General features: G+C 61.6%; 20 protein-coding genes. 14 read left to right on the plus strand and 6 right to left on the minus strand.

Features of this window, described 5'->3' with window-relative positions; genetic code table 11:
- Nucleotides 1-106: 106 nt before the first annotated feature.
- From E0H50_RS05395 to E0H50_RS05405, 3 genes are all read left to right on the plus strand, one after another.
- The gene (locus E0H50_RS05395; protein WP_131285420.1) at nt 107-301 is read left to right on the plus strand and encodes a hypothetical protein; all 195 of its coding nucleotides are present in this window, start codon (nt 107-109) and stop codon (nt 299-301) included.
- 6 nt (nt 302-307) lie between these two features.
- The gene (locus E0H50_RS05400) at nt 308-1,003 is read left to right on the plus strand and encodes a DUF6338 family protein (RefSeq protein ID WP_131285422.1); all 696 of its coding nucleotides are present in this window, start codon (nt 308-310) and stop codon (nt 1,001-1,003) included.
- Nucleotides 1,004-1,149: 146 nt separating this feature from the next.
- Entirely contained in the window at nt 1,150-1,620 is a 471-nt protein-coding gene (locus tag E0H50_RS05405; protein ID WP_131285424.1) for a PPC domain-containing DNA-binding protein, read from the plus strand.
- Here the strand turns inward: E0H50_RS05405 and E0H50_RS05410 are convergent.
- The 4 genes from E0H50_RS05410 to E0H50_RS05425 form a co-directional block, all read right to left on the minus strand.
- Nucleotides 1,617-2,825: a hypothetical protein gene (locus E0H50_RS05410; RefSeq protein WP_131285426.1), complete on the minus strand. Its 1,209-nt coding sequence runs from the start codon at nt 2,823-2,825 to the stop codon at nt 1,617-1,619. The two genes, E0H50_RS05405 and E0H50_RS05410, sit on opposite strands and share 4 nt — an antisense overlap.
- Nucleotides 2,822-3,598, minus strand: coding sequence for a TrmH family RNA methyltransferase (locus E0H50_RS05415; RefSeq protein WP_131285428.1), 777 nt, complete (start codon nt 3,596-3,598; stop codon nt 2,822-2,824). Before E0H50_RS05415 ends, E0H50_RS05410 begins: the two co-directional genes overlap by 4 nt.
- Before the next feature lie 171 nt (nt 3,599-3,769).
- On the minus strand, nt 3,770-4,570 hold the full coding sequence (locus tag E0H50_RS05420; RefSeq protein ID WP_131285430.1) for a hypothetical protein: 801 nt from the start codon (nt 4,568-4,570) through the stop codon (nt 3,770-3,772).
- 31 nt (nt 4,571-4,601) lie between these two features.
- Nucleotides 4,602-5,741 carry a hypothetical protein gene (locus E0H50_RS05425; protein ID WP_131285432.1) on the minus strand — a complete coding sequence of 380 codons (1,140 nt, stop codon included), beginning with the start codon at nt 5,739-5,741 and terminating at the stop codon, nt 4,602-4,604.
- Nucleotides 5,742-5,925: 184 nt separating this feature from the next.
- Here E0H50_RS05425 and E0H50_RS05430 point away from each other — a divergent pair, with 184 nt between their 5' ends.
- The 9 genes from E0H50_RS05430 to E0H50_RS05470 all read left to right on the plus strand — a co-directional run bounded on the left by E0H50_RS05430 (nt 5,926) and on the right by E0H50_RS05470 (nt 12,713).
- The gene (locus tag E0H50_RS05430) at nt 5,926-6,306 is read left to right on the plus strand and encodes a hypothetical protein (RefSeq protein WP_131285434.1); all 381 of its coding nucleotides are present in this window, start codon (nt 5,926-5,928) and stop codon (nt 6,304-6,306) included.
- Between the two features lie 324 nt (nt 6,307-6,630).
- The gene (locus tag E0H50_RS05435) at nt 6,631-6,909 is read left to right on the plus strand and encodes a hypothetical protein (RefSeq protein ID WP_131285435.1); all 279 of its coding nucleotides are present in this window, start codon (nt 6,631-6,633) and stop codon (nt 6,907-6,909) included.
- A gap of 3 nt (nt 6,910-6,912) precedes the next feature.
- A complete protein-coding gene (locus E0H50_RS05440; protein WP_131285437.1) occupies nt 6,913-7,206 on the plus strand; it encodes a hypothetical protein in 294 nt (97 codons plus the stop codon).
- Nucleotides 7,203-7,397, plus strand: a complete 195-nt coding sequence (locus E0H50_RS05445) for a hypothetical protein (protein WP_131285439.1) — start codon at nt 7,203-7,205, stop codon at nt 7,395-7,397. The genes E0H50_RS05440 and E0H50_RS05445 overlap by 4 nt, the downstream gene beginning before the upstream one ends.
- Nucleotides 7,398-7,574: 177 nt before the next feature.
- Nucleotides 7,575-7,796 (plus strand): hypothetical protein, encoded by a 222-nt coding sequence (locus tag E0H50_RS05450; protein ID WP_131285441.1) that lies wholly within the window; start codon nt 7,575-7,577, stop codon nt 7,794-7,796.
- Nucleotides 7,762-9,879: a type IV secretory system conjugative DNA transfer family protein gene (locus E0H50_RS05455; protein WP_131285443.1), complete on the plus strand. Its 2,118-nt coding sequence runs from the start codon at nt 7,762-7,764 to the stop codon at nt 9,877-9,879. Before E0H50_RS05450 ends, E0H50_RS05455 begins: the two co-directional genes overlap by 35 nt.
- Nucleotides 9,876-10,835, plus strand: coding sequence for a replication-relaxation family protein (locus tag E0H50_RS05460; protein WP_131285445.1), 960 nt, complete (start codon nt 9,876-9,878; stop codon nt 10,833-10,835). Before E0H50_RS05455 ends, E0H50_RS05460 begins: the two co-directional genes overlap by 4 nt.
- The gene (locus E0H50_RS05465; RefSeq protein WP_131285447.1) at nt 10,832-11,839 is read left to right on the plus strand and encodes a DNA-methyltransferase; all 1,008 of its coding nucleotides are present in this window, start codon (nt 10,832-10,834) and stop codon (nt 11,837-11,839) included. The genes E0H50_RS05460 and E0H50_RS05465 overlap by 4 nt, the downstream gene beginning before the upstream one ends.
- 46 nt (nt 11,840-11,885) lie before the next feature.
- Nucleotides 11,886-12,713, plus strand: coding sequence for an antirestriction protein ArdA (locus tag E0H50_RS05470; RefSeq protein ID WP_131285449.1), 828 nt, complete (start codon nt 11,886-11,888; stop codon nt 12,711-12,713).
- A gap of 47 nt (nt 12,714-12,760) precedes the next feature.
- Here the strand turns inward: E0H50_RS05470 and E0H50_RS05475 are convergent, their stop codons facing one another.
- Both E0H50_RS05475 and E0H50_RS05480 read right to left on the minus strand, forming a co-directional pair.
- Nucleotides 12,761-12,952, minus strand: coding sequence for a hypothetical protein (locus E0H50_RS05475; RefSeq protein WP_131285452.1), 192 nt, complete (start codon nt 12,950-12,952; stop codon nt 12,761-12,763).
- An 88-nt stretch (nt 12,953-13,040) separates the two neighbouring features.
- On the minus strand, nt 13,041-13,292 hold the full coding sequence (locus E0H50_RS05480; RefSeq protein WP_131285454.1) for a hypothetical protein: 252 nt from the start codon (nt 13,290-13,292) through the stop codon (nt 13,041-13,043).
- A 183-nt stretch (nt 13,293-13,475) separates the two neighbouring features.
- Between E0H50_RS05480 and E0H50_RS05485 the strand changes: the two genes are divergently transcribed.
- Both E0H50_RS05485 and E0H50_RS05490 read left to right on the plus strand, forming a co-directional pair.
- The gene (locus E0H50_RS05485) at nt 13,476-13,817 is read left to right on the plus strand and encodes a hypothetical protein (protein WP_131285456.1); all 342 of its coding nucleotides are present in this window, start codon (nt 13,476-13,478) and stop codon (nt 13,815-13,817) included.
- Between the two features lie 231 nt (nt 13,818-14,048).
- Complete coding sequence (locus tag E0H50_RS05490; protein ID WP_131285458.1) at nt 14,049-14,432, plus strand: helix-turn-helix domain-containing protein; 384 nt, start codon at nt 14,049-14,051, stop codon at nt 14,430-14,432.
- The last annotated feature ends 8 nt before the right edge of the window (nt 14,433-14,440 follow it).

The following is a 14,440-nucleotide window of genomic DNA, read 5'->3' on the forward strand; positions in this document are numbered from 1 at the left end:
CGAGCTCTGGGGCTAGGCACGGGCCAAGTGCACCGCGTCCCGCCCAACTTGTCGGTGCTAACCCCTATGGTGTGGACCGAACGATTTGCACATGGGAGGTACGCGCGTGACCGAGGGACCGAACGAACCGGCCTACGAAGACAGGATCGACCTCAGCGAGGTGCGCAAGAGCGTTGACTCGCTCAATGTCGAGCCCGCTCAGCCGTACGACGGCCCGATCTCTTCGTTGATGAGTCCCTACGAGCCGCCGGCTGACCCACCGAGCCAGTCTGCGGCAGCCCAGGCGTCGAGCGAAGAGTAGCTGCTGATGCTGCCCACCAGCTGGCTGACGCTGGTGTTGTTCCTTCTGCTGGTTGCACCTGGCATGTTGTTCGACTTGCTGGCAGCGAAACGTCGAGTCGGCGCTCCGGAGTCGGCCTTCCGCGAGATTAGCCGCATCGCGCTCGGTTCGCTCGGCTTCAGCGCCATCGGCCTCGCGGTCGTCACGGTGCTGCACCTCAAGTGGGGTCGCGCCTTCGTCGCCCTCGACAAAGCGGTTACCGACAAGCCATACCTGACAAGTCAACTGCGCCATGTCGTTGTCACCGCCGTCGTAGCAACAGTGGTCGCCCTGCTCGCTGCACTGGCTCTGCACTGGTGGCTTGGGCGGGGGAAGGACAAGCCGCACCTCACACACGACTCGCTCTGGACGAAGGCCTTCCGTGAAGATCGGCCGACGAACACCGACCCTCATGTTTGGGTCAAGCTCAGCAGCGGCCCACGTTTCATCGGCAAGGTAGCCCACTACAGCGCGGACCTGGACCTCACGGATCGAGAGCTGATCCTCGCTCCGCCGCTCTACATGGAGATGCCTGGCCAAGCTGAGCTGATAGAGATAGGCAAGCAGGGCTGGCAGCGTCTGGTGATCCCCGGAAACGCGATTGAGGCTATCGGTGTGCAATACCGACCCACAACGGAGCCACCTGCCGCCAAGAGTGCAAGTCCGACCGAGCAGACGAGCTGATCGACGCCGTGAGCCAGCGCCGCTACCACACCGGCAAGGACTCGTCCCAAGGATGGCCCGGCGGCAAACCCGACTCGCTTCAGCAACGCTCTTTCACGCACCCATGACGGGAACAGCACAGGGACCCCTAGGAATTGACATCGCGAATGACTGAGCATCCGATCAATCTGGCGCAACTATACAAGTGGAATAGTTCCCTGTATTATGATAGGATGATAAGTCACGCATTTCGCCTGCGCGCTGGCGACGACCTGAAGAAGTCTGTCGAGCAGTACATAGCATCTCATTCGCTTCAGGCTGCCATTGTCGTCGCGTGTGTGGGAAGCCTCTCACATGCCGTGCTGCGACTTGCTGGAGCTAAGAACTACTTCAATTCTCCCGACGATTTTGAGATCGTCTCAGCGACGGGGACGGCGTCCACTGCCGGGATGCACATTCATCTCGCCGTATCCGACAAGGACGGCACGACGGTGGGTGGCCATCTAGCTGAAGGATGCCTCGTGCGAACAACCTGCGAAGTTGTATTACTGGAGTCACCCGGGCATCACTTCGAACGCGAAGACGACCCGGAGACCGGATTTACGGAGCTGGTTGTTAAGGCCATCGGCGAGCGTTAGCTCGGTTGAGAAACTGATTTGTCTAGCTGGTCCATCGCCAGCATCCAAGGACGTTTCTTCCGATCTGCTCGAGCGTGAACCTTTTGCTGTACCTCATTCGATACGATTCCAGACAGTGCGCCACTGCCGAAGCCCTCTAGTAACAAGAGGATGGGGTCTGCGTCAAACGGCATACCGCCGGCCGCCCCTGCAGCGGTGCCAATCAGTGATGACACCAGTGTGAAGACGCGAGCGTGACCAGTCCGCACGCCCCGCTGCCTTGCTAACTCTCTATCTAATTCGTGGCTCAGCGACTGTCCAGCATCTTTAAGGTGAGAAGCCTCAGCAATGTCGGCGAAGATCTGACGTGCCTCGGGTAGCGATCGGCGTACCTCGAGCAGCGCCTCACAGTAGTGTCGCGCCGAGGAGCTGATTGAGTCTGCGGGGATGGCAGTTTTCAACCTTTCAAACGCCGCCTCCGCCGGCGCGGCCCCTTCGAAAGGGGGTATGGCCTTGTCCAGCACACCACCTTTAATGAGAAGGCGAGCGGCCGAGTCAGGCACTTCTCTCGTGTTGACCCCGTCGTATAGCAGCGGGGTGACATAGTAACGCGCCATCGCCCAGCGAAATGCTACGTGCTTCAGCTTCGGTGCATGCTTCTCGACGATTCGAACGAACGTTTCCGGATTGCCATCACCATGGATCTCGTGGTCACCTCTTGCGTGAGACAGCGCAGCTGCAATTGCCCCTGTCCGCCCACCAACTACCACGCGGCGGAATGCTCCCGACTCCGCGAGGTCGGCCGTAAGAAGGTCCCGGTACGTGCTTGATAGCTCTGAGAAGCGAAAGATGCGGGCCCGCTTGGCGTGTTGATCAAGATACTCAGCTCGTCGCAAGCCCAACTCTGGTAGCTGGCGAAATCTGGCGAGGTCTACGAAGCTGCCCGGCCCAGATCGACGCTCTGGGACAATTAGCCCCTCTTCCAGAAGCGGAGACGCCCAGGTCATTGCCTGCGCCATTGCCTGGCCTTCCAGCATAAAGCGTGCAGGAATCGAGACCGCCTCGGCGAATGCCAGATACCCGATCAGGCGGAGGAATATAGATTCTGCCTTTGACAGCCCGATACCGCTGTCATCCGTGCCTCGATAGGCCGGATCCCCGTAGTTGAGGAGGACTAGGCCATCAATCGGCTCGCTCTCGCCAAGCTTGTCTGCATACACAGTCATCGATCACTCTCAGCAAGGTTTCCACCGTACAGAACTGCAGCGACCGCAGTGGCCAAATTGAGGCTAGAAACCCCGGGGCGCATCGGAATTGAGACCCGAGTATCGCAGATGCTAAGTAAGGCATCGCTGAGCCCGTATCGTTCCGTGCCAAACACCAGCACAGAATTGGCTGGAATGCTCGTATTCCACAGCTGCTCACCGATTGGATCGATGCCCACGATCGGCCGATCCTCCCTTTTCAGGGTCTTCATTTGAATTACCGGGAGAGCGTAGTGCAGACCGGCTGAACCGCGCACCGCCGTCACATGCCACGGATCGATTGCCTCGCCGATTGCGATCACGCCCGCGATGTCGCATGCCGCCGCGAGTCGTATCACTGCTCCAACGTTGCCCATATTTCGTGGATCTTCGAGACCGACAACTGGGCGGTCAGCGCGCCGGGCTATGTCTTGCTCGGAATATCGCGATTTGCTTGCGACAGCGACAATTCTGGTTCCGATCGGAGATCGGGTGGCTAGCCGGAATGTCTCGGGATCGACATGCACGCACTGACTTAGAATCGGGCCGGCAGTGTCGGGAGCGAGAGCAGCACCAAGTCGCTCGACCTGGGCAGGATCGTCGGAGATTACGGCAAGGATCCTTGCACCAAACCTCAGAGCGTGCTTAACCGCGTGAAATCCCTCAAGGACGACCAGGTCATCCTGCCGATAGGCGGCTTTGAATTGCTTGATCAGAGATGCATTGCGCTGTTGTGCTGTAGGTTCCGTGGCCACGCAGATTTCCGCCTTTGAGCGCGCGCTGAGTGAAGCGACAGTGTCACCGCTTATTGATTAGCATCCCGGCGGGTGACACCCCGGTCAAGATGCGTAGGGGCGAACTTGACTCCCTCTAAAGCGCCAGGCTCGGCAGTCATATGCCTGCAACTACAAACTGTCACCTGCCGCTCACTCATTGATCCGGGGCGCTTGCGGGACAACCGTTCTGTTCAGTGCTGCTCGCGCATCAAGGTCGTCCTCCACCCCAACCACAACGCCGAGTGCAAATGCAACAACGGCGTCGGCGAATAGACTGACGTCCGATCGAGCCGCTTGCATCTGCTCGCTTTGGATGCGCGTGCGCAGCAGAAAGCCGTCGAGCATGGCCTGAAGGGCCAAACCGAATCGTTCAATGGTCCAGCCGGGTCGCATTCTCACGCTAAACGCGGCGAAGAGGGAAGCATACCCTTGATGCCATGGAGCGAGCGCACGCTGCATGTCCTTGAGGATCGCGAATTTCAAGTCAGGGTGCTGATCTAGCAATGGGCCGATGTGCGCAAGAAGGAACGATCGAGGATACGACAGGAGGCTATTGAGCATCGCATCGCTAAACCGAGCGATTGCGTCTCCGACATCTATGGCATCTGCGATGGCTGCCATCTCCGCCTGTTGGAGCGCGGGATCAGCGTTAGGCGCATCCCGATAGAGCATCGTGTGAATCACGGCGTCGTTGACGAATGCTTCCTTTGTTGGCCAACGATTATTAAAGGCCTTTCGGCTAGCACCAAGGGCACCTTTCTCGCGAGCGAGAGCGATAACATCCTCGATGCGAAGCCATTCCAATGTGGCCGGAAAGTCGATTGCCCGGAGACGACGCGGCCTATCCTCTACCGACGCAACGAACATCGCGTCGATGAGTTGCGCGGCAGCATCAAGGAAGTGACGAGCGCTTGCGTCGTCGGTCGTCGCAGGCGGTCGCGGCGGTGTCATAGCCGCGTCGTCCCCATGGAAACGGAAGCGCTCAGCATGGGTCAGCGCCTTCTTCGGCCTGCGTCCAGATCGCGGAGATGAACGCCTGACGGTTCGCGTCAACATCGAAGCGCACCCATACCTTCGTCTTGGTGCCGACCATGTCGGATGTTTCCTGGCCCGACTTGAGACAGACGTTGTTGAGGATCTGCCCGGTCGACACGAGCACGACATCTGCGGAGTCGCGTGTCGGTCCAGCCTGCGTGCCAACGTCGACAGTTGGGTCAGGGAAGCAGCGGCCATCCACGACGACCTGACGCCTCGACCGGAGGTCCTTTGCTGCCTGCGAGTCTCGCGGCAGACTGGCACATGGTTTGACCTGGTCGACAATCTCCTGGCCGGCCAATGACGGCGTACTGCTCGACCCAGTTGAGGTGCTCGGCCCAGGAGTTGGGCCCCCACCTGGCCCCGAAGGCTCCTTGTCATCGAACAGGGCGATACCGCCCCAAATCAGTCCTGCGACCACGACCAATGCCGCTGCCGCCCATACGTACCACTTACGCCGCGACGCGGGCTCTGCCGGCTCAGGGCCGTTCGAGACTGGCGTATCGTCTCCAGACTTTCTGGTCGGCAGATCTTCGTCCAGCAGTGCCCGCAGTGTGCCGCGCTGTTCGCGCGCGTAGCTTGCCATCGCGGCCACCAGGACCGGGGACACCTTCTCCTCCAGCCGTTCCGCGGTCTTGGTGGCGGTTGCGCCGAGCCACAGCGCCGCCCGGAGCTTGGCTCGTTGTCGTGCGCTGCCTCTCGCGTAATCAGGAAGCTTCTTGGTTCGGCCCCTGTATTCCTGGATCGTCTCGAAGGTGTTCTCCGGGTCAGGGATGCGGAGTAGCTCGCCAGCTGCGGCGATCCGGAAGTCATGCTCGCGACCAGATTCCTCGTGCGTGAACTGCTCCTTGTTGGCCAGCGCCTCGCGTCGAGCTCGTTTCACCACTTCGGTCAGCACTGTTCGCAGGAGGACGATCTGCCCGCCGGTACTAAGCGGTTCATCAAGGCCGAGTTCGAGGCGCATCGCTTCGGCCAGCTCACGACATGATGCGAGGCGATCTTCGCTGATCCCGTCTGCGACCAATCGCTCGATGCATGCCGTTCCCTTTGGCAGATCAGACTCCGCATCTTCACGTGACTCGTCCATGTACCACCGCCCCAGCTCGCCTCACTGCCCCTTGCGCAGCGTAGCGATCTGGACCAGAAGTGACTAGCTGTCACAGGTCACGAATCGTGCTGAGCTGACCACGCCTCGCAAACGGTCGCTTGCATGAATCTTTAAGCAGTGTCATAACTAAAAGGGGGTCGGCCTTCACAACTTGGAGGCCACCATGTCGACTGAGTCGATACGCAGAGAAGTACTGGAGCTCTTCCGGAGCTTCTTCTATCGGGATGTCGCCGCGAGAATGCGGCAAGAAGGTATCGAGCCAACCACCTTGTCCGAGGTCATCTCGGTGTGGTTGGCCTGGGACGAGTCCGTCATCTCCACCTGCCTCGGTGACTACCGCAACTACCTGATCGGTGTCATCGCGATCATCGAGGCCTGGACCAGAGATCCCGACACACTGCTCGGTCACGAACTGAGCAGGCAGATCACCAGCGTCGCCGGTGATCTGGACGATCGGCGGATCGACGACATCCTCGATCCGCACCGCTTCGAGACCATCCGGTTCCGCCAGCTGTACCCGCACGCCGACAGTCCGACGCCGTAGCGTGTGCACGCCCTCTCGCACCACTTGTCCGCCTGCCCTCGCGCAGGATCCCACCCGGCCGGCCCCCCAGCCCCGTTCACCTGAACGGGGCTTCTTCACGTCTCGGAGTCGGTGTCGCTGACCTGTCGCGGGCGCGTCGCCAAGATGTCGGAGCCATGTCCCGAATCCGTCTCCGACCTGCGCATTCGCCGATCGGCAAGGACGGCTCGACGACTTTATTGGTCGTCTCGACAGGCGTTTGTTTCGGTGCTCTCATTCCGCCCGGTACATGGCTTGGGCAGATCGCTTGTCGGCCGGGCAACAGTCAACTAGCAGGAGAGTGTCATGGGTCAGGAAGTCGCGCGCTGGTTCGCCAACACCGAGGTCAAGCAGCACAGCAACGAGCTCGCTCGCATCGAGCGGCAAGAGGAGAAGGCCGCCGCTGAGGTCGGCGCGATCACGCGTACCACCGAGCGTGCCATGATGGCCGGCTTGCTCATTACGCGAACGCGGAACATGGCCGAGCAGGTCGCCCCGGATGCCGCCGAGAAGCTGGCCATGTTCGATATCGCCAGCACCGGCGCCCTCATGAGCGTCATCTCGAACGTCAGCAAGGGACGCTAGGCGATGGTCGAGTTCATCCTGTTCCTGTTCTGGCTCGTCATCGCCGCGCTCGCCGTGGTCGGCGCTGTCCAGACCTGGAATTGGCTCGCCAGCGATGAGCGCCGAGACGAGCTAGCCGAGCGGGAGCGTCAGGCCGAGCTGGAGATCCAGAACATCTCGTATCAGGCGCAGATGGCCATGCTCAACGAAGCACTCAAGCGATCGCGGCCCGACTTCGAACCGAGCCAGCCGTTGCACTTCGACGTGATCGAGGGCGAGGTAGCCCCGCCCGACGACGACAGCAACCGGCCGTCGTGAACAACGAACCGCAGCGGTGGTTGGACCGCCTCGTCAGTGCCTGCGTCAGCGTCTTCATGGGCGCGCTGGCGTTGTACGGGGCGGTCTGGCTGCTCAGCCAGGTCTGGACGGAGCTGCTGGTCATCGTCGTCGTGGTTGTGACCGCGGTCGTTGCGATAGCCGTCTGGCGGTTCCGGCAGTCGCGCTGGTGAGCCAAATTGTCCACTTCGGCTGAGCAGCTTTCGTATCCACTTAACAGAGAAGGCTCTGTTCCTTTCGGTGTTGTGGAATGAGTGATTCTTATTGAGCTTTGAATCAATTCAAGTACAACTAGTAGTACAGACTTTGAATTGATTCAAAGCATTCAATAGGCGAAAGGAGGGAACTTTATGAGTAAACGAAACCGCAAGCGCAGCAGGCAGCCGATAGGCAAGGATCGACGAATCTCTATCCGCTCGCAGTTACGCACCGAGCCGGACGTGCACAAGATCGCCAAGGCGGTAGTGGCGCTCGCGCTCGCCCAGGCAGAAGCCGAAGCGCAGAACCAGACAGCCCAACAAGCAGTAACGCCAGGACGTGAAGGACCCGATGATGCGCAGTCCTCGTCCTGAAATGAAGTGGGCCCGGCTGTTTCTGCCTCTCGGCCTGCAACCAGTCCAGGTCGTCAACGCCCTGAGCGCCATCGCGACCCTATACGGAGCTCCGCGCATCGTTCTGGAGACGGCCGGCGTCGCCGGTGAAGTGCAATGGCGGCTAGCCGCGCCAGCTCCCGCGCTGCGGGCACTTCAAGCACAGTTGCCGACGTACTTGCCAGGTGTGCAGCTCGTGTCAGATCAGCCGGCTAGAGCTCCTGGCCTCCAACACGCCGCCAAACTGGCGATTCAGGGCAACGCCGCTCGAGCCATCAACCTGTCCCGATCAGAGGCGACCTCGAGGGCCGTCTTGAACGTGCTCGCTCAGACGGGAACCAAAGAACAGCTCGTTCAACAGGTCATACTCGGTGAGCGCCTTCGGCCAACCGCCCCTGTTGTGCCCGCCAAGAGTCCAGCCGGGGCGGCCGAGCGTCGACGCCTACTTGCCGAGAAGACTGCTGTCCACGGCTTCGGCTGCACGGTGCGCATCGGCGTGACGGCCGCTAGTACCCCGCGGGCCCGCCAACTGATCGGCTCGTTGCTCTCAGCCCTCCGCGGTGCCGAGAGTCCCAAGGTAGCGATGCGGCTCAAGGCCGAGCGCACCTCAGCTATGGAAGCTCTCCGATCCCCTTGGCGATGGCCGCTCCAGCTGTCGGTCCGCGAACTGGCTGGTGTTATCGGCTGGCCTATCGGCGATCCTCCGATCGCCGGACTCCCAGCGCCTCATCCGCGGCCGATGCCGGCCCCTAAGGCGGTAGCCAAAGCCGGGCTCGTGCTGGGTGACAGCGCAGCTCCGGGTCCACCGCGGGTACTGGCATTGTCCGTCGAGGACAGCCTGCGCCACAGCCTGGTCGTCGGCCCAACCGGCACAGGGAAGTCGACGCTCATCGGCAGCATGGCCCTCCAATTTATGGCTGCCGGACACGGTGTTGTTGTCATCGATCCCAAGCGTTCACTTGTCGAAGACCTGCTCTGGCGAATCCCGAAGCAGCGGCGCCATGACGTCGTTCTGCTCGACGCTACTGACAGCGCGCCGATCGGCATCAACCCGCTCGTCGGCAAGAATCCCGAGCTGGCTGCCGATGCCCTGGTCCATCTGATCCACGAGCTGTACGCCGATAACTGGGGACCTCGCACCCAGGACATCCTGCACGCCAGCCTGCTCAGCCTGGCCCGACGCGGCGACGCTTCGCTACTGCACGTACCGCTGCTGCTGACGAACGCCGGCTTCCGCCGCTCGGTGACAGCCCGACTCGTGCGCAACGACCCGATGGGGCTCGGCAGCTTCTGGGCCTGGTACGAGTCGATCTCCGACGCCGAACGTCAGAGCGTCATCGCGCCAGTGATGAACAAGCTCCGCTCTGTGCTGTTGCGACCTGGACTCCGAGCGATCCTCGGCCAGGTCGAACCGCGGTTCGACATGAGCGACGTCTTCACGAAACAGCGCATCCTGCTTGTCAGCTTGAGCAAAGGTCAGCTTGGACCGGACGGTGCCAAGCTCCTCGGCTCGCTAGTCGTCAACCTGCTCTGGCAGGCCGCCATGCATCGGACCCCTGGAGCTGAGACGCGACCAGTCATGATGCTCATCGACGAGGTACAGGACTACCTGCGCATCCCGGGCGATCTCGGCGACGCCCTGGCCACAGCTCGCGGCTACGGTGTCGCCTTCACGCTCGCCACGCAGCACCTCGGTCAGCTTCCGCCACACCTCCGCAGCGCTGCTCTGGCCAATGCCCGTTCCAAAGTCATGTTCCAGCTCAGCCACGAGGATGCCGTCGTCATGGCCCGCGGTAGCGACCTTACGCCCGAAGACTTCACCGCACTCGGCCAGTTTCGGGCTTACGCCTCGCTCCTGTCGCACGGTTCGCCGACTGGCTGGGCCTCGCTCCAAACGAGACCGCTCCCCGCGCCATCCGGCACACCCGAGCGCATCCGCGAGCGCTCCAGGCGCCGATACGGCCAACCGCTCAGCGAGGTCGAGGCCAGTTGGGCCGACCTCGCCGGACAAGGTGCGCCACGCACTGAACCACTCGGTCGGGTGCGGACGGAGGACAACCGATGAGTCCTGATAACGAGCAGCAACCACGCCAACCGGAGCTACCGGTCGCACTACCTGTCGCGTGGTCGAGCGATCCCGTGAACCCGCAGGTCAACCGCCTGTTCGACTCATCCACGGAGACGAATAGGACGTCGTTCTCGACTCCGTCCCCAGCCGCCGGACCTCGCCGCCAAGTTGGCCGCCGTCAGCTTCATCGCCTTCAAGCATCGCTCAGTGATCGAGACCGCGAAGTCATCAACCTGATCGCCGTGCACCGCTACCTGACGACCCGCCAAGTTGAGGCCTTCTGCTTCCACGATCACGCAAGTCCCGTCTCAGGTGCTCGCTCGGCCCGACGCGTACTCCGCCGCCTCCAAGAGCAAGGACTACTAAAGCCGCTCGAGCGTCGCGTCGGCGGCATCCGCGCCGGTTCGGCCAGCTACGTCTGGCAACTCGGTTCCGTTGGTCATCGTTTGCTCCGTGCAGGCAGCAACGCCAAACGAACTCACGAGCCGTCGCCGCGCTTCCTGGCGCACTGCTTGGCCGTTGCCGATACCCACATATCGTTGCTGGCTACCGAGCGCAGCGGCGACGTCAGGTCGGTCTTCGTCGAATGTGAGCCAGAGTGCTGGCGTCCGTTCACAGGCCCCAGCGGTGAGCGGCGAGTACTGCAACCGGACCTGTTCCTGATCACCAAGCAAGACAGCTACCTCGACCGATGGTTCATCGAGGTCGACCTCGGCACTGAGAGCATCAACACGCTTCTTCGCAAGTGCGCACAGTATGAGGACTACCGCCGCACGGGAGTCGAACAATCCAGCGCAGGTGCCTTCCCCCTAGTTGTCTGGCAACTGCCGACGCAAGAGCGTATCTCCAGGCTGGCCGACGCCATAGCCCGCTCCACGACACCGCTGCCCGAACTGTTCCGTTTCGTCTTACCGGACGGGTTAGCACCACTGGTGATCAGGGGCGCCGCATGAACCACTTGCCTCGAAACACCATCCTCGTCGGCGACGCCCTCGACCAGCTCCGCCGCCTGCCCACTGAGTCCGTCGACATGGTCCTAACCAGCCCCCCGTACTACAACCTGCGCAACTACCAGGTAAGCGGGCAGCTCGGGCAAGAGCGGAACATCCACGAGTGGGTGAGCAACCTGGTCGCAATCGCCACCGAAGTCCGACGTGTCCTGGCGCCGACTGGGACCTTCTGGCTCAATGTGGCTGACCGCTACTCAATCCACGACCGCGAGGGCTCACCGATCAAGAGCCTCCTCCTGGGGCCGGCGCGACTGTCCACAGCACTCGCCGAGTCCGGCTGGCTGGTCAGGAATCAGATCATCTGGAGCAAGACCAACCCGATGCCGTCGAGCGTCCCAGACCGGCTGACGAATACCTACGAGGTCGTCTACCTGCTCACCAAGCACCGCAGCTACTTCTTCGACCTGGACGCCATCCGGATACCGCACAGGAGCAGGCCCAGCGCACCGCAGGCAACGGCGAAGGACGCCATCCCGAGGCAGTGGCGAGCTCGCACTACCGACAACATCCGCGGGCTGGTCGCGCTCAAGCAGCGGGGCATCGTCGGGCACCCGCTCGGCAAGAACCCGGGCGACGTCTGGCAACTGCCAACCTCGACGTACCGGGGAGCACACTTCGCCACCTTCCCAGAGCGACTAGCCGAACGGGCCATCCTCGCTGGCAGTCCGGAGGCGCGGTGCTCCAACTGCCTGAAGCCGCATCGGCGGGTGACCAGACGGCTCGGCGCTGCGGCTATCCGCGGGGCACTCATGGCGACGTGTACGTGCAACGCACCGAGTGAACCGGCCATCGTGCTCGACCCGTTCATGGGCGCCGGGACCACCGCTGTGAGCGCCGAGAAGCACGATCGCGACTGGCTCGGCGTCGAGCTGAACCCGGACTTCACCCAACTGGCGAACGAGCGTATCAACGCGGCAAGAGCATCCCCGGAGAGCAAGGCCGCATAGCGGCCGCACTCCAGAACCAACCAACTGACACGAAAGGAGGTGATGAATGAGTGAACACGAACCACCAACCCCACCGCCGTATCCAGACGGCCCTCGGCCAACTCCCGAAGGCGTCAACACGTACGGCACCGACGATCCCGCGCGACAAGCCGAGATCGAGGCAGCCCGGGCTGCTGCCAGCGAAGACCGCCGCGCGAAGCGAGCCAAGCTGGAACGCTACGTCAGCTACGGCCTCAACGAAGAGGACGCCCAGGCGCTCATCGAGCACGAGGACATCCTGGCGGCCCAACGCGAAGCAGGAGAAGCCAGCGAGACGGAGAAGCGCATCCATCCGCGCATCTACGTCCGCTCCCTGGTCGACTACACCGAAGGCCACGACATTGGGGACTGGATCGACGCCAGCCAAGACCTGGAGGACATCCATACGGATATCCGAAACATCCTGTCCCGCTCACTGCATGCCCACTGGACCGGGCAGCCGGCCGAGGAGTGGGCGATCCATGACCAGGACGGCTTCGGGCAGATCACGCTCTCGGAGTACGAGTCACTGGACGTCGTCTGCGCCCTCGGCAAGGGGATCGCCGAGCAGGGTCTCGCCTTCTCCGCGTGGGCCGAGATCAACGACGAACGCGACGTCTACACCCTGGCGCGATTCTCCGAGGCGTACCTCGGCCAGTTCGAGAACCGCGAGGCCTACGCCGACCACATCGTCGAGGAGCTGAACGGCGAAGACGAACTCGCCAAGCTCCCAGAGTGGCTGAGAGACGTCGTGCGCATCGACACCGAGCACATGGTGCACGAGATGGAGACCAGCGGCGATGTCCGCTTCGCCGATCACTCAGGCGGCGTCTGGGTGTTCAACGGCCGGGTGTGAGCCCTGTCGCTGTACCTTGACAACTAAATTCAGAAAAACGACTGGCGCTACGACCGATTAAGCTCTTCGCCGTCCGTCGTGTAGTTAGGGTCCGTACCACCTAGCTCGTCGTAGATCTTGTTCAGCATGATATCAATATGGCTGAGCTTCAGGTGAAGCAGACCAAATTCAGACTCGATCTTCTTGTCGAGATATTCTTTGATCTGTTGCGCTAGGTCGTCGGTATCAGATTGTCGCATATGTTTTCTATTATGCTACATCTACAGAATAAGGCAACGGGTAGCACCCCGCCCCGGCAATGGAACGGGGGTGCTACCGACAGTCAGGCTAGAGATAACCGCGCGCAGTCCTCACGGCGTCCTGAACCTCGTTGCCCGACGGATTACGCAGCGAGGTTCGCCATGCGTGATCATAGGAAGATCTGGATGCCACCACATCGACCTGACCGCTGCCGTGGTGGACAACATGGACGTGCGGATAATCGATGGTCGGCATACCACGGGAATCCTCGAAGTACTCCACGCCGTCTCCGGCGAGCATCCTCGAATGGAACTCATCCAAGCCGTTGGCTCGTCGCATTTAACCCCTCCAAGATTCGAGTCAACAAACATCCCCCAACTGCCGATCACACTAGGTGACACGTCCCGAGTCGTCTACAGGGGAAAGGCGCAATCTGAGTCCCTCTTCCTCGGTGCCGTGCAGCCGTCACCGTCATCTCACAGGAGATGGCCGGCTGCACCACCACCGAGGAGGTGAGCTCGCATGAGCGAGTTCAGCAACGGTGCCCCAGGCACCTACAAGACGATCGGGGTACAGATCCCCAACGACCTGCACTCGCAGGCCAGCATGATCGCCAAGCTCGACGACATCTCCCTGCGGGATGCCTGCATCCGGGGACTCCGGATCTACGTCGAGCAGAAGCAGGCCGAGCCGGACTTCAAGGCTCGGGTTGCCAAGGCGCTCGAGGACATCGAGCGCGAGGCCGCCGAACGGCGCGGTGCCATCGAATCGCTGTTTGGGTCGACGACTCAGGCAGCGGGCACCGCCGCCAAGAAGACGGCGGCAGCCAAGAAGGCTGCCCCGTCCCCCAAGCCGGAGAGCTAACCGCTCCTCGGTCCACCGTCCCGCTCCCCCAGCGGTAGAGCGGGACACCCCCTACGGGTAGGAGGCAGGAGCGCTGACGCGCCCGCCTCCTACCCAATAACCCCCAGAAAACAAAAGCAAGGGCAGGCTCTCCTGCGTTCGTCAATCTTCGTTGTAGAAACCGCCAATGCCGTTGAATTGATTCAAAGATGGGCTCATAATGAAAGGAATCGAATTAACCGGAGATGCGAAATGACACCAGAAAGAATTGAACAGCTTGCAGCAGTCCTCAAGCAGAAACGGCAAGAACTTGGCCTTTCGGCTAGCGAGGTCGCCCGGCAAACTGGTCTCGACGTCGGCACTATCAGCCGCATCGAACGCGGCCAGATTGCAGCACCACAAGCGGGCAACCTCAAAGAGATAGCCCGAGTACTACAGATCCCTGCAACCGACATCTTCGCCATCGCTGATCTGCTGCCTGAAGGAGAACTTCCCACCTTCAAGCCCTATCTGCGCGCCAAGTATGGCGACCTGCCTGACGACGCCATGGCCGAGCTTGAAGCCTCGTTCACCCGCATCGCGAAACAGCATGGCTACGACGGCAATGGCCCAGCGCCAGGAGAAGACGAAAACTAACCCGAGCA

It is taken from the genome of Kribbella sindirgiensis (assembly GCF_004331435.1).
Classification (GTDB): domain Bacteria; phylum Actinomycetota; class Actinomycetes; order Propionibacteriales; family Kribbellaceae; genus Kribbella; species Kribbella sindirgiensis.

Coding starts and splice junctions, on each gene's coding strand:
- E0H50_RS05430 (WP_131285434.1), top strand. CDS start 5,926: ATGTCGACTGAGTCGATACGCAGAGAAGTACTGGAGCTCTTCCGGAGC.
- E0H50_RS05450 (WP_131285441.1), top strand. CDS start 7,575: ATGAGTAAACGAAACCGCAAGCGCAGCAGGCAGCCGATAGGCAAGGAT.
- E0H50_RS05425 (WP_131285432.1), bottom strand. CDS start 5,741: ATGGACGAGTCACGTGAAGATGCGGAGTCTGATCTGCCAAAGGGAACG.
- E0H50_RS05420 (WP_131285430.1), bottom strand. CDS start 4,570: ATGACACCGCCGCGACCGCCTGCGACGACCGACGACGCAAGCGCTCGT.
- E0H50_RS05405 (WP_131285424.1), top strand. CDS start 1,150: ATGACTGAGCATCCGATCAATCTGGCGCAACTATACAAGTGGAATAGT.
- E0H50_RS05400 (WP_131285422.1), top strand. CDS start 308: ATGCTGCCCACCAGCTGGCTGACGCTGGTGTTGTTCCTTCTGCTGGTT.
- E0H50_RS05460 (WP_131285445.1), top strand. CDS start 9,876: ATGAGTCCTGATAACGAGCAGCAACCACGCCAACCGGAGCTACCGGTC.
- E0H50_RS05440 (WP_131285437.1), top strand. CDS start 6,913: ATGGTCGAGTTCATCCTGTTCCTGTTCTGGCTCGTCATCGCCGCGCTC.
- E0H50_RS05435 (WP_131285435.1), top strand. CDS start 6,631: ATGGGTCAGGAAGTCGCGCGCTGGTTCGCCAACACCGAGGTCAAGCAG.
- E0H50_RS05475 (WP_131285452.1), bottom strand. CDS start 12,952: ATGCGACAATCTGATACCGACGACCTAGCGCAACAGATCAAAGAATAT.
- E0H50_RS05490 (WP_131285458.1), top strand. CDS start 14,049: ATGACACCAGAAAGAATTGAACAGCTTGCAGCAGTCCTCAAGCAGAAA.
- E0H50_RS05470 (WP_131285449.1), top strand. CDS start 11,886: ATGAGTGAACACGAACCACCAACCCCACCGCCGTATCCAGACGGCCCT.
- E0H50_RS05410 (WP_131285426.1), bottom strand. CDS start 2,825: ATGACTGTGTATGCAGACAAGCTTGGCGAGAGCGAGCCGATTGATGGC.
- E0H50_RS05480 (WP_131285454.1), bottom strand. CDS start 13,292: ATGCGACGAGCCAACGGCTTGGATGAGTTCCATTCGAGGATGCTCGCC.
- E0H50_RS05465 (WP_131285447.1), top strand. CDS start 10,832: ATGAACCACTTGCCTCGAAACACCATCCTCGTCGGCGACGCCCTCGAC.
- E0H50_RS05485 (WP_131285456.1), top strand. CDS start 13,476: ATGAGCGAGTTCAGCAACGGTGCCCCAGGCACCTACAAGACGATCGGG.